This window comes from Paenibacillus cellulositrophicus (genome assembly GCF_009363095.1).
In the GTDB taxonomy this organism is placed as follows: domain Bacteria; phylum Bacillota; class Bacilli; order Paenibacillales; family Paenibacillaceae; genus Paenibacillus_AQ; species Paenibacillus_AQ favisporus.
Map to the genome: position 1 here is coordinate 674,999 of NZ_CP045296.1, position 13,520 is coordinate 688,518.

The following is a 13,520-nucleotide window of genomic DNA, read 5'->3' on the forward strand; positions in this document are numbered from 1 at the left end:
TCCAATTCATTGATCAACTCGTCTGAGACAGGCGGGTTTTTATTTGTGGACGGCAGCTCATAAAGGTTCTCTCCGTTTTGTTGCACCTTCTATCAATTTAAGGTTCCTGTAAGGTTGGGATTAACATGCTGAAAGGTTCGGGATTTAACATAAGTGATGTAAGCGACAAGGAACGAATACAACCCAATTGAAGGAGATACTCATGAAAACGATACTGCAAGCGGAGAACGTCAATAAAACCTTTGGCACCAAAGGAAACCAATATACGGCACTGCACAATATCAGCCTTAGCATCGAAGAGGGCGAATATGTCGGCATCATGGGACCTTCCGGTGCGGGGAAATCCACCCTGTTGAACATTTTTTCGACGATCGACACGCCGACTTCCGGGGAAATCATCATTGATGGGCACAACATCGTGACTATGAATGAAGAAAAGCTGTCCGATTTCCGCCGGAATAAGCTTGGCTTTATTTTTCAGGACTATAACCTGCTCGATACACTCACGGTCAAGGAAAATATTCTGCTCCCGCTGGCCCTGTCCAAAGTATCGGCGGCAGAGATCGAACAGCGGGTTAACGAGATTGCCGACACGTTTGGAATCCGTGAAATCCTGGATAAGTACCCGTACCATATCTCGGGCGGACAAAAGCAGCGGGCAGCGGCTTCCCGGGCGATCGTGGCCAATCCGAGCCTGATTTTGGCGGATGAGCCGACCGGCGCGCTCGATTCGAAGTCGGCGACCCGTCTTCTGGAAAGCTTGAGCCGGCTGAATCAGGCAAATCGCTCTACCATTATGATGGTTACGCATGATGCGAATGCGGCGAGCTACTGCAAGCGGGTCATTTTCATCAACGACGGCCGGTTGTTCGTGGAACTCCGGAAGGATAGTCTCTCACGAAAACAGTTTTTTGGTCAAATACTCGAGGTTCTGGCGACGCTTGGAGGTGAGGAAGATGACATTGTTTAATATCGCCGGCAAAAATATCCGGAATAACTTCAAACATTATTTTCTGTATTTTGCATCAATGATTTTCAGCATCGTTATTTATTTTACGTTTGTGTCGTTGAAGTACGATCATACCATTCAATCGGCATCGGAAGGGTCAGATAAAATCAACTCGGCGTTCAGCGGAGCGGCCGTCGTCCTGATCATCTTCGTCGCCATCTTTATCTGGTATTCGAATTCGTTTTTTACGCGTAAGCGCAAAAAGGAGGTCGGACTGTACTCATTACTCGGCGTCCGAAAAAAGCAGATCGGCCGCATGCTCTTTTATGAAAATTTCCTGATGGGTGTGTTGGCACTGCTGGTCGGCATTGCGCTTGGAGCCGTGCTCAGCCGTTTTTTTGTCATGCTTCTGATGAAAGTGATGGGTTACGATGCCATGCCGAACTTTGCCATTTCCCCGGCAGCCGTCCTGAACACGATTACCGTGTTCTTAATCATTACGCTGATCACTTCGGTGCAAGGCTACCGCCTGATTTACCGGTTCAAGCTGATTGAGTTGTTCCGGGCGGACCAGGAGCGGGAGAAGGAACCTCGGTCATCGGTGTGGATTGCTCTTCTATCAGTCTTGCTTGTTGGTTTCGGCTACTGGCTTGCACTGCAAAACATGCTGACGTCACAGGCATGGAAAACGATTGGTGTGCTGGTGACCCCGCTGATTATCCTGGTCTCGGTTATTCTCGGCACGTATCTGCTCTTTAACACGTTGACCGTTACGCTGCTGAAGCTGGCCCGCAAACGGAAAAGAAGCTATTGGCGGGGGCTGAACCTGATTGGAACTTCCCAGCTTTTGTACCGGATGAAAGGGAATGCACGCACGCTGACGATCATCGCCGTGCTGAGCGCAACGACGCTGACGGCGGTCGGAACGGCATACAGCTTGTATTACAATAACCGGATCAATGTGGCGCTGGCGAACCCGAACAGCTACATGTTTATCGGAGGGGACAAAGCGGCAGATAACAAAGCGGATCAGGCGATCGAACAAGCTCCGGGTCACAAAGTGATCTATCATGAGTCCGTTCCATTGCTTGAAATGGATGCCGACACAACGGGACTGGGGCAAACAGCGGGCTCCAATGATCAGACGTTTACGGTGATATCGAACCACAACTTCAACAAGCTGGCCAAGCTGCAAGGACGGGACGAAGTGCTCAGCCTTCAAGGCGGCGATGCCGCGGCTCTGGAGCCTGGGAATATGAAGGGGATTTCACCGGCATACGAAGGTTCTACCATTGCGCTGACTGGAAAGGGAATCCATGAACAGATTCATTTTACCGAATTGAAAACGTACAGCGTGCTGAACCTCAGGACCGTCTATTCAACCCTGGTCGTCAGCGACGATTTGTTCGCGGCGCTTCAGCCCAAAGCCAAATCCTTGACCGTCCAAGCATACGCGATCACACATCAGGACAAGGCCAAGGAACTGACCAAACAGCTGAGCAGCATTCTGCCGGAGACCGCCGGCCTGGCGAGCTTCTATAGTGATTATGCACGGGGAATGGAGTCAACCGGACTGATGATCTTTATGGGTGGATTCCTTGGGCTCGTATTCCTGGCGGCGACAGGCAGCATTATTTACTTCAAGCAGCTGACGGAAGCGAGCAGCGACAAAGCACGGTATTTGATTTTGCATAAAATCGGCGTTAAAAAAAGTGAAATCCGCAAATCGGTCGCCAAGCAGGTGCTGTTTGTATTCGCGCTGCCCCTTGCGGCCGGCATTGCCCACTGCGCCGTGGCCTTATCGGCTTTATCGAACCTGATGATGACCAGCCTGGTCGTGCCCGTCGTCAGCTGCATGGGCATTTATATTTGCATTTATCTCGTTTATTATTTCCTGACCGTCAACAGCTACTACAAAATCGTTACGAATGTAAAGTGAGGAGTGGATTGAAGTGAAAAAAGGACTTATCTCAATAGCGGTTATTTTGATTGTTCTGGTCGGATTCGTTGTGTTCATCCAAAACGTGAATTTGAATCGCCTCGGCGCGCAGCAGTATTATGTGCAGATTAACCAAGACGGAAAACGTTTCGAAGACAAATCGGACAACGGGGAGAAGTACGTCTACTACGAATACACCTTGGATGGCTATAATCCAAGCGGGAAACAAAAAGCTCTGACTTTTACGGCACATAAGGAACTGCGCAGGGACGCTTATTTGCGGATTTATGTAAAAGGGGATGAGGTCAGTTCCTATCAAGAAGTGAAGGCCGATGAGCTGCCGGAAGGAGCGAAGCAGAAGCTGGACGGTGCAGGGAACTAATCTCTCTGCGTGAACCACGATTTATTCAGTAAAACTTACTAAAGGGAGAGAATCCGATGTGTCGCACGACTTTAAAAACCGTATCCCAAAAAGCGCTGGCGTATTCGCTGGCTTTGACGCTGGCAGCTTGTCCAATCGCAGGCTCTTCCCATGTCTTGGCCGCCCCGGCGATACCAACGCTCCTATCCACTGAATCTGCACAGGTTCAGGCTCCGGTTAAGTACCTGATCGACGCGCGGCTGGATGAGAATAAGATGCGCATTACGGGGAGCGAATCGGTCACCTACCGGAACTTGTCCAAAGATACGCTCCAGGAGATCGTATTCCACACGTTTGCCGATGCGAACCGGTCCACAGCGACCCAAACATCGATGTTTGAGCGCAATAATGAGGAGATCCGGAAGGAAAATCCGCAGAAGAAGGCGGAAGATTTCCTTGGCGGGATCGACATCCGAAGTACTGCTGTCAACGGGCAATCCGCAGAGTTTGCGAACAGCAACCAGGCTTTGACCGTACAGCTGAAGCAGGGTTTGAAACCGGGCGAGTCGGTAACGGTCCAAATCGCCTTTGACGTCAAAATCCCGTACGGAATGCAGCGTCTGTCGTACTACAAAGATATCGTGAACGGAGCACATTGGTTCCCGGCCGCGTCGGTCTATGACGAAAGCAAGCATCAATGGGACAAGACACCGTACAGCAAAACCTTCGAAACCGATTATTATGACATCTCGGATTTTGAAATACATTTGAATGTACCCGAATCTTACCAAATCCTGATGCCAGGGACCATCACTTCACAGGAAGTTCCCGAGGAGCCGGGACGGAAAATAGTTAGCTCGACGGCGGATCATACCCGGGAGCTCGTCTTTTTTGCCAGCCCGAATTACAAGGTGGAGAGCGTGACGCGCGACGGCCTGACCGTTGAATATTATTATTTCGATAATATGCCGGACAAGAAAAAACTCGTGGATGAGTACATCGACGCTGCTTTCGAGGCGATCCGTTTTTTTAACGACAAATACGGCAAGTACCCTTATCCGGAATTCCGAATTGCGGAATCCTATGTAGAGGGGGTTGCTGTCGAATTCTCCCGGGTCATCCAAATGGGGCAAATCGTGGAGAACAGCGATCCGGCGCATAATGACGTATTCGTGCATGAAATCGCCCATCAATGGTTCCATGGCTTAATCGGCAACAATTCGGAGAAAGAATCGTTTTTGGATGAAGGATTTGCGGATTTCTCAAAAGTATATTTTGCGGAAAAACGAGGCGATGTCCTTGGCGGATTCCAATCGATCCAAATCGATGACTTGTCGTCCATAGATAAGCCGATTGCTTCAGCCAACGCGGAAGCTCAGGACGAAGAGAACCCGGTCTTTTACGGAAAAGGACGTCAGGCGATTTACCAGCTGTACCGTATGGTGGGCGAAGAGAAATTCGATGCATTCATGAGGAAATACTTCAAGCGCTATGAATATAAAAACGCGACCATCGACGGTCTGCTGCAGACGATTCAGGATATTCTCGGAAATGATGCACGGCAGGAAATGGACCGGGCGCTGCATGATCCGAATTTTACATTAAAGTCAGAATACCGGCTGTCCGAGGCGGAAGAAGCCGCGTATTGGCAGGAGCAGTTCAAGAGCATCTACCACTCGTCCCTGACGCAGATTCCCGATCTTGAGGAGGAAACGATGAGCCGCATCGTGGATAAGGCGCTTCAAGGCGAACCTCTTACGATCGTGTTGAGCGACCGGGCCGACGACAGCGCACACAAGCAGGAGCAATCGATGCTGGAGCAGCTGCAGGGTTCCCTTCAATTGATGGGAATTCATGCCGACGTCATTACAGAGCGTCAAATACTCAAGAAGCAAATGGAGAAGGAGCTGGCCGCCAGCAACATTATCGCCATCGGCAGCGCCGGGTCGAACGGCTTGATCCAGGCGCTGAAGCCCGGCATCATGCAAAACGCAAAGTCGATCGGTCTGAACTGGACGAGCTTGATGGGACAAAAAGCAGCTTCAGGCGCTTATATCGTCAAGCATCCTTACAACCAAAACCGTCTGCTGCTGCACTTTTTCTGGAACGGTAAGGCGCTCAGCGAACCGGCTATGAAGGTTTTTCCTGCTCAGATGTTAAATGCACTCAGCTTCAGCACGGATTACTACCAATATTATGTTATGAATGCGTCAGGCAAAATCACGTCAGACCGAAAAACCGCCAATCCGTTGGCTAAGTTTTTCGCGCAGGAATAAGACGGGCAGCGTTTCAAATGAGGACGTGGACTTGAAAATAGAGTTATAGTAGATTTCAGGGTGGAAATGATGAAGAAAGGAGGTACTGATCGTATGCCGCAAAGTCAGAAAGTGCTGATCGTCGATGATGAAGAAGATATCGTCAAGCTTTTGAAAACCGTTCTTCTGAAGGAAGGCTTCGAGCATGTATTTGCCGCTTTTTCCGCGAAAGAGGGTTGGCAGCAATTTCAGGACCAGCGCCCTGACGTCGTCATCCTGGATATTATGCTGCCGGACGGAGAAGGCTATGACGTCTGCAAGCAAATCCGCAGCGTTTCGAATGTACCGATTTTCTTCCTATCGGCCAAGACGGAGGAAATCGATAAAATACTCGGGTTTGCCATCGGAGGCGACGACTACATTACCAAACCGTTCAGTCCGAAGGAAGTAGCATACCGGATCAAAGCCCGCTTTCGGAGGCAGGAGGCTGCCTCTGAAGATGTGGACAAAGCGCATATTGTGCAAGCAGGCCCCTTTGTGTTTGACGAGCAAAAGATCGAACTGAAAAAAAACGGTGAAATCATCGAGCTGAAGCCGAAAGAGCTGGGATTGTTCACCCACTTGCTCAAGCACCCGAACCAAATTATCAGCAAAGAAAGCCTGTATGATCAGGTTTGGGGCGAAGATTCCTTCGGGTATGACAATACCGTGATGGTGCACATTCGGCGGCTCCGGGAAAAAATCGAAGACGACCCGTCCAATCCGCAGTATTTGGTCACAGTGAAGGGTCTGGGGTATAAGCTTGCACTGGAGGGTGCGAAGCGATGAAATGGAGACTGACCGGAAGATACCTGGTATCTGTAGTTCTCATCGTCGTGATTGTCATTTTCATGAATATCGTGGTTGTGACCGGTCTTTACTTGAACCAGTTTGCTTTTCCCCATTTTTCTTTTCAAAGCGAACAGAATAATCCGGATTTGATTACCCGGTCGTTCGGCAAAGAAGTGATCCTCTCCGATTCGGGGATGACCATTACAGGTGAAGGGAAGGAACTTCTTGACCGTAATCAGGCCTGGATCCAAGTTTTAGATGAGGACGGTCGGCAGGTCTACGGGTACCACGTTCCCCCGGATGCAAAGACTAAATATACGCCGATGGATATGGTTCAGACCTATAAGTATATGGAAAAAGAGCTCATGTCGACCGTTTTTGTGGGGGAAAAGCAGGGCAAACAGCAGCGCTACAGCTACTTAATCGGTTTCCAAAATACTTACCTGGAGCGGAACGTCCTTACGTATGATATGCGCTCCGTGGTGCATTTCTTCAAAATCGGAAGCATGGCCGTCATTGGGGTCGATGGATTTATTGCGCTGCTCATCGCTTATCTGTTCAGCAAAAGGCTGACCCGGCCGCTTCATAGGCTGATCGATGCAATCAAGCAGCTCGCCCACAAAAAATATGGGGTTCATTACGAGCCCCAAGGGGTTTACAAAGACGTGTTCCATCATGTCAACCTGCTGAGTGCGGAGCTGGAAGCCAGCGAGGCCGAACGCAAAAAACTGGACCGCATGAAGGAAGAGTGGATCGCGAATATCACGCATGACATTAAAACACCGCTGGCTTCGATCCAAGGATACGCCGAAATGATGAGGGACCAGGATTATGAGTTTACGACCGGAGAAATGCGCGATTACGCGGAAATCATCGAACAGAAATCCCACTACTTGAAAGACGTCATTGAAGATTTGAACTTGTCCACCCGCCTTAAAAACAAAAATATTACGCTTAACCTGAAGAACGTCAATCTGGTCAGCCTGGTGCGCAGCGTAATTATCGACGTGCTGAATGATCCCCGATACAGCGGCAGGAACATCGATTTCGGCTACAACGAAGAGACCATTCAGGTAAAAGTGGACGACCTCCTCATTCGCAGGGCCGTCAGCAATTTAATATACAACGCGATGGTTCATAACGCAGAGGATACGGTCATTGAGGTTGGGGTAGAGAAAACGGCGGATTCGGTGACGATGATCATAGAGGATCATGGGAAAGGCATCCGCAAAGAGGAACTGGACCGGATTTTTGACCGCTATTACCGCGGAACCCATACGGGCGAGAAGCATAAAGGTTCAGGACTGGGGATGGCCATCGCACATGATATCGTGGAAGCACATGGAGGGGAGATCCGCGTCACCAGCGAGCTCCATCAAGGAACGAGGATCGAAATCAGGCTTCATCCGCTTCCAGAAGTTCACAAATCCGATGAGATCCTATAAGATAAAGATTCCTATATCATTTGATGGATGATAAAGAGTCAAGATTCATGGGAGGTAAAGTTTGAATTTGGCCGAATGGATGACGAGTCTTGGCGAATATCCGATGATGCGTATTCCAGGTGGAGACGTTGCGCTTAGGGATGACAGGGTTAAAAGATCATGGAATGTCAAGCTGGATGCCTTTTTCATGGCACCCGTCCCGGTAACGAATGCATTCTACGACGCCGTGTTGCAGCATAAAACCCGCACGCACGGACGTTCGAAAGCACCAGTCACAGGGGTATCATGGTTCGAAGCAGTCTCATTTTGTAATACGCTGTCCCGGCAAGCGGGACTGGAGCCTTGTTATGAGATTGCCGATGAGGAGCGTGTCGTCTGGAATCGGGAAGCGGACGGCTATCGTCTGCCTACAGAGGCCGAATGGCAGCATGCATGTAAAGCAGGCTCTCAAGGCTACCGATACGGCGAATTAGAAGAAGTCGCCTGGTTCCAGGAGAATTCCGATGGCATGACGCATGAAGTCGGAGGCAAACTGCCGAATGCGTGGGGGCTGTACGACATGCTGGGAAATGTATGGGAATGGTGCTGGGATCTGTATGACGAAGAGGTATACGGATCCTACCGCATATTCCGGGGAGGCAGCTGGGCGGAAGAAGCAAGAGGCTGCGGAGCGACGTGCCGCCGGCGCAGCCACCCGACGTTTCAGATCGACGATCTCGGATTTCGCCTGGCCCGCTCAATATTCTCCAATGATGGAGATAGGCATCGGTCATTCGGATAAGCTGCCTGTTCTATTCGAATCATAAGAGAAGGACCACCCGGAAAGGGTGGTCCTTCTTCCGTTACCGGCGGCCGTGAAAGGTCCGGCGTAAATCTTGAACCCACAGCTCCGGCACTTCCCACGGTATAAAGTGGCCTCCTTCTTCGTGGGCAGTAATATTGACGTGGTTATACCACGCTGCGCGGTCGGTCTTGAGAAAATGCTCCACGCGTTGATCGGTCGTCACGCCGGGCGGATTTTCGTATCCCACGAAAGTGATGCCGGTCGGCGCTTCGATAACAGGATGGCGTGAATGGGAGGGCTCCCATGGATACCGGTTGTTATTGGCATAGACGCGCATAGACGTTTCGATGGCGTTATTGACCCAGAAAATCGTGGCGTGCGTCAGGAGGTCATCCTTGGAGAACACCTGTTCAATACTGCCTTTGTTGTCGCTCCACTTGATCCAGCGTTCAAGAATCCAGGCCAGCATGCCGACAGGTGAATCGCTGAGCCCGTAAGCAAGCGTGCCGGGATCCAGAACGTGCACGGCAAGATGCGAAGCAAACCGGCGGTCCAGCTCCAACAATTGATTCCGGATCTCCTCAGGCAGGTCATCCGGAATCGGACGTCCGCCGGCATAATCCCAGGCGCGTTCCCCGTTAAAGAAGTCCAATTTGAGAGCCGAACCGATATGAATACCATACAGCTCGGCTCCGTATTTATGCCCGAGCTGACCGGTGATCAGCGCGCCGACATCGCATCCGGCAGCAGCATACTTCTCGTATCCGAGCATGTCCGTCATGAGGGTGTGCCACAGATCGGCCATCTTCCAGAAGTTCATGTCCGGATGGTCGGGAAGCGGAGCAGAGAAGCCGAAGCCCGGCAGCGAAGGGACGATGACATCAAAAGCATCGGAGGGATCACCTCCATGCGCTCCCGGGTCAGCGAGCGGATCCACCACTTTGGACCAATGCCAGAACGTCCATGGCCAGCCATGGGACAAAATGAGGGGAACCGGGTTTGGCCCCACTCCGGGCTTGCGCATAAAATGGACAGGCACACCGTTGACTTTGACTTGATAATGCTCATAGGCGTTGATCGCCTTCTCGGATTTACGCCAGTCGAATTCGTGAATCCAGTAATCGACGAGCGCTTTCAGTTCATCGCGGCGTACGCCGTAGTAACCGTCTTCGTTACCTGCATCCAGGGGCCATCTGACGGAGGTAAGACGACGGTTCAGATCGTTCAGTACCTCTTCGGAAACATGGATGGGACTTGCTTTAAATGGAAATTCGGCATGGGACATAGTGATCCTCCTCTGACGTGATTTGGAGCCGACGAAAAGGTGAACATTTCAAGCGAGAAAAATCCGCTAAGCGTCGCCAGCAATTTCGACCAGGCGCCTCAATGCCGGGATGGCATCAGCTATCGCCTGTCTTTCTTCCGTCGTGAGATGTTCCGCAAAACCGGCAATCCGACGGATCCGTTCCAGGCGCCGGGAATCGATCACGTTTGCTCCCTGGGGGGTAATATGCACGAGAACAACGCGGCCGTCATTTGGATCGGATCTTCGTTCCACGAGCCCGTCCCTCTCCAGCTTGGTTACAATTTGCGTGATCGCCGACTGGGTTACCTGCTCCGTGGCAGTCAGTTCTGTCAGGCGCATCGGACTGTTGTGGGTTAGCGTGTGCAGGACCGACAGGGCGGTGAAGCTGAGCTTTTCAATGGACGGCAGTCGAATATTAATCCGGGTCAGATTTTCAATCACTCGAACAAAATCGGCGACATCCAATTCTTTGGATAGATGTTTAGGTTTCATGTCTATAATATATTAGAAACTTATATAAATGTCTAATATAAATTGGGAATGGATGAGAATTGGAGGTGAATGATTTTTGTGGAATCGCATCATAATAGCAGGATGAAAGCAGGATCTGCTCCAAACACCATGATGAAACGAGTGATGAGGCTTGAGATGGACATCCGCGGCATGCCTCCTGTTCATGCTGCTGCATAATCCGGCCGCAGATCAAGAACAGGCACAGGACAAGCTTACGGTCACCCATGAAGGAAAAACCATCTCCGTGCTCAATCGAGACGCGCACAGCTTGGGGGTGTTTCCTTTACTGGACAAGGAACAATATAATGCATGGGTCAACGAATTGGACCGGAAAACCTATAAGGAAGCACAAAACGCCAGTTTTGACGCCGGGGGGCGCATTGTCGAGGGGAAGAACGGGTACAAGCTCGACCGCAGAGCTTTTTTAATGAAGTATTATACGTATCTGTACGAAACGAGCGGGCCGGCCGTGATTGAGGTTCCGACGTACCCGGTATATCCGAAGGTCGATACGGAACTGCTCGCGTCTTTGCGTTCGAAGCAAATCGGTTATTATATTACTTACTACAACGCCGGCAACCGAGACCGCTCGCATAATATTGCTCTGGCGGCCGAAGCGATTGACGGTACGGTCATCTTTCCTGGTGAACGGTTCTCGTTTAACCGGGTGGTCGGCATACGAACGACCGGCAGAGGATACCGCCGGGCCGCCGTCATTGTGCGGGGCGAATTATCTGAAGGCGTAGGAGGCGGCATCTGTCAGGTATCCTCCACCTTGTTTAATGCCGCCGATCGCGCCGGGCTGAAGATCGTTCAGCGATATTCCCACAGCCGTCACGTTCCCTATGTGCCATCGGGCAGAGATGCAACTGTAAGCTGGGGCGGACCGGATTTTGTTTTTGACAACGCGTACAACCAGCCGGTCCTTCTTCGCGCGTTTGCAGGCGGCGGCAGCATGGCTGTGTCCATTTTCTCATCTGATGTGATCGAATACTTCCCGAAAAAGGTCCCCAGCATATCTCATCATCTGCCGGAAGAGGTGCGCGACATCACCGCAAGCCAAAACCCCGGCCATCAGAAGAAAAATTAGACCACAGGCTTGTCTTGAATCAGCTTTCATAGTCCAAACGGAAACAAGTTAATTCCTTAAACTGTGCAGCGCACGGGCAAATCCGGCGATGCCTTGTCCAATGCATTCCGTCTTTGCACGCGCGAACGTAAACCGGACGAATCCGGCATTCGAACCGTACACGCTGCCAGGCACGAATACGACGCCGTTCCGGATCGCTGCTTCCAGCAGCTTTGCGTCATTGACTGGCTCGGACAGCTTGCACCACAAATGATGACCGCCTTTCGGAATATGGAATTGAATCTCCCCCGGCAGTTCCTTACGCAGCGCTTCGATCAGAAGATCGCGCTTATACATCAGATTTGTCCGCAGGCGGCCGAGATGAGGTTCAAAAAAGTCCGATTCCAAAAACTGCGCCGCCACTTGCTGGGGAATGACGCTAAGTCCAAAATCCATCTGCTGCCTGGCATCCGCCAATCTCTGCACGACGGAATTCGGGGCAACCATCCATCCGATCCGCAGTCCCGAGGCGGCGATTTTGGAGAAGGATCCGATGTAAATGACAGACCCGGACGTATCTATTGATTTTAAAGGCATGCGTGGTAAGCCTTCGTAATCGGTTAGGCTGTAAGGATCGTCTTCGATGATCGGCAGTCCGAGCTCGCTTGCGGTTTGAAGGAGCTTGTGGCGCCTGTCTTCGGCAAGCAGCGTACCTGTTGGATTTTGAAAATTCGGATTCGTAAATATCATCTTGATGCGGTGTTTTTTGTGCAGTCCACGAATTTCTTCCGGCCTCATGCCGTCCTGATCTACGGGGAGCCGGAAGATCCGCAGTCCCGCCGACTGGAACATCGGCAGCGAATAATAATAGGATGGGTCCTCTATAGCAACGGCGTCGCCAGGGGACAGCAGGCATTGCGTAATTAAAAATAAGGACTGCTGAGACCCGGATGTAATCAGGATGGACGATTCCGTCGCCTGAACCCCGCGGTATTCGGCCAAATATCGAACCAGAGCTTGCCGGAGCGGGATATATCCCTGCGGGTTGTCGTATCCCAAATACGATGCGTACTGATGTCTGCTCATGATTTCGCTGATTTCGCTTGTCGGGGCCAGATCGGCCGCAAGTTCTCCACTTGCAAAATCGACCAGGGAGGGATCCTGGCTCAGAGCTTCCCGAATTCTCCGGAGAAACGGAAGGTTGGGAAGAAAGCTCCCGCCTTCGGCATACCTGTTCCAGTTTGGTGTATGTTTCGGTGAAGCACCCCACTTAAACTGGCTCACCCGAGTTCCGCTGCCGGAACGGCTTTCGATGATCCCGAGCGAGCGGAGTTCCGCAAAAGCTTGTACGACCGTGCTCCGGTTTACGCCGATCTGCTCAGCCAATTTCCTTTCTGAAGGCAGCAGGCTGCCGGGCGGAAATTCCCCAAACGAAATTCGCCGCTCGATGTGGTCGGCGATTTGCTGATATAATGGTTTTTTACTTTCCCGGTCAAGACCCCACATACGTTTTCACTTCCTCGAACAACAATTACGACACATTTTTATCATCCTTTCCAATATAACTTATTCGCTTAACGATTTCTGTCTTTTTCTCACCGAAAGTTTTGCGTTTTCATGAACACGGCCCGTTTCATTTAGTGAAATGGATGGTCAGGGAACGATTGCAATGGCTGGTGTGTTCACGTCCGATGGTGATTATAATGAAACTGCAACAAATCTACTTGACGGGCGGGTGAACAGCATGGTCTGGCTGATGGTTTTTGCTGTGATCGTATTAATATGGGGACTCTTCGCAACGATGAGAATTGGACAATCTCAAAGCAATAAAGAACAAAATCCACAATACTTCCAGGATACGGGCAAAAAATGGTTTAGGCTTCTAGGCTTCTACGTAATTAGCATCGTTGCGGCAGCTATAATGATTGTGATTTTGATCAAGTGAAAAACCAGAGGTAAATGATGAATTAATTGTAAATAAATATAAATAAAGGTTGTTAATGTTATCCAAACCGGATATACTAGCAATGTAAGCGCTTGCTTTAGTAGATTGAGACTTCTAGATTTC

12 protein-coding genes are annotated in these 13,520 nt (G+C 50.7%); 9 read left to right on the plus strand and 3 right to left on the minus strand.

Annotated features, from left to right (window positions below; all coding sequences use genetic code 11):
• Positions 1-202: 202 nt before the first annotated feature.
• The 7 genes from GCU45_RS32735 to GCU45_RS32765 all read left to right on the plus strand — a co-directional run bounded on the left by GCU45_RS32735 (position 203) and on the right by GCU45_RS32765 (position 8,561).
• Positions 203-970 (plus strand): ABC transporter ATP-binding protein, encoded by a 768-nt coding sequence (locus GCU45_RS32735; protein WP_152404334.1) that lies wholly within the window; start codon positions 203-205, stop codon positions 968-970.
• Positions 957-2,888, plus strand: coding sequence for an ABC transporter permease (locus tag GCU45_RS32740; protein ID WP_152404335.1), 1,932 nt, complete (start codon positions 957-959; stop codon positions 2,886-2,888). The genes GCU45_RS32735 and GCU45_RS32740 overlap by 14 nt, the downstream gene beginning before the upstream one ends.
• 13 nt (positions 2,889-2,901) lie before the next feature.
• Positions 2,902-3,270: a YxeA family protein gene (locus GCU45_RS32745; protein WP_152404337.1), complete on the plus strand. Its 369-nt coding sequence runs from the start codon at positions 2,902-2,904 to the stop codon at positions 3,268-3,270.
• Positions 3,271-3,326: 56 nt separating this feature from the next.
• On the plus strand, positions 3,327-5,525 hold the full coding sequence (locus GCU45_RS32750; RefSeq protein ID WP_152404339.1) for a M1 family metallopeptidase: 2,199 nt from the start codon (positions 3,327-3,329) through the stop codon (positions 5,523-5,525).
• 93 nt (positions 5,526-5,618) lie between these two features.
• Positions 5,619-6,332, plus strand: a complete 714-nt coding sequence (locus GCU45_RS32755; RefSeq protein ID WP_089547226.1) for a response regulator transcription factor — start codon at positions 5,619-5,621, stop codon at positions 6,330-6,332.
• Positions 6,329-7,780 (plus strand): sensor histidine kinase, encoded by a 1,452-nt coding sequence (locus tag GCU45_RS32760; RefSeq protein ID WP_152404341.1) that lies wholly within the window; start codon positions 6,329-6,331, stop codon positions 7,778-7,780. Before GCU45_RS32755 ends, GCU45_RS32760 begins: the two co-directional genes overlap by 4 nt.
• A 103-nt stretch (positions 7,781-7,883) precedes the next feature.
• Positions 7,884-8,561 carry a formylglycine-generating enzyme family protein gene (locus GCU45_RS32765; protein WP_152404731.1) on the plus strand — a complete coding sequence of 226 codons (678 nt, stop codon included), beginning with the start codon at positions 7,884-7,886 and terminating at the stop codon, positions 8,559-8,561.
• Between the two features lie 61 nt (positions 8,562-8,622).
• On the opposite strand, the gene GCU45_RS32770 is transcribed toward GCU45_RS32765, so the two are convergent.
• Positions 8,623-9,849 carry an epoxide hydrolase family protein gene (locus GCU45_RS32770; protein ID WP_152404342.1) on the minus strand — a complete coding sequence of 409 codons (1,227 nt, stop codon included), beginning with the start codon at positions 9,847-9,849 and terminating at the stop codon, positions 8,623-8,625.
• Positions 9,850-9,915: 66 nt separating this feature from the next.
• Positions 9,916-10,362, minus strand: coding sequence for a MarR family winged helix-turn-helix transcriptional regulator (locus GCU45_RS32775; protein WP_152404344.1), 447 nt, complete (start codon positions 10,360-10,362; stop codon positions 9,916-9,918).
• A gap of 151 nt (positions 10,363-10,513) precedes the next feature.
• On the opposite strand from GCU45_RS32775, the gene GCU45_RS32780 reads away from it, so the two are divergent.
• Positions 10,514-11,473 (plus strand): VanW family protein, encoded by a 960-nt coding sequence (locus GCU45_RS32780; protein WP_425281312.1) that lies wholly within the window; start codon positions 10,514-10,516, stop codon positions 11,471-11,473.
• A gap of 48 nt (positions 11,474-11,521) precedes the next feature.
• Here GCU45_RS32780 and GCU45_RS32785 read toward each other — a convergent pair whose 3' ends face one another.
• Positions 11,522-12,958: a MocR-like pyridoxine biosynthesis transcription factor PdxR gene (locus GCU45_RS32785; RefSeq protein WP_152404346.1), complete on the minus strand. Its 1,437-nt coding sequence runs from the start codon at positions 12,956-12,958 to the stop codon at positions 11,522-11,524.
• Positions 12,959-13,121: 163 nt separating this feature from the next.
• On the opposite strand from GCU45_RS32785, the gene GCU45_RS32790 reads away from it, so the two are divergent.
• On the plus strand, positions 13,122-13,397 hold the full coding sequence (locus GCU45_RS32790; RefSeq protein ID WP_152404348.1) for a hypothetical protein: 276 nt from the start codon (positions 13,122-13,124) through the stop codon (positions 13,395-13,397).
• Positions 13,398-13,520: the final 123 nt, after the last annotated feature.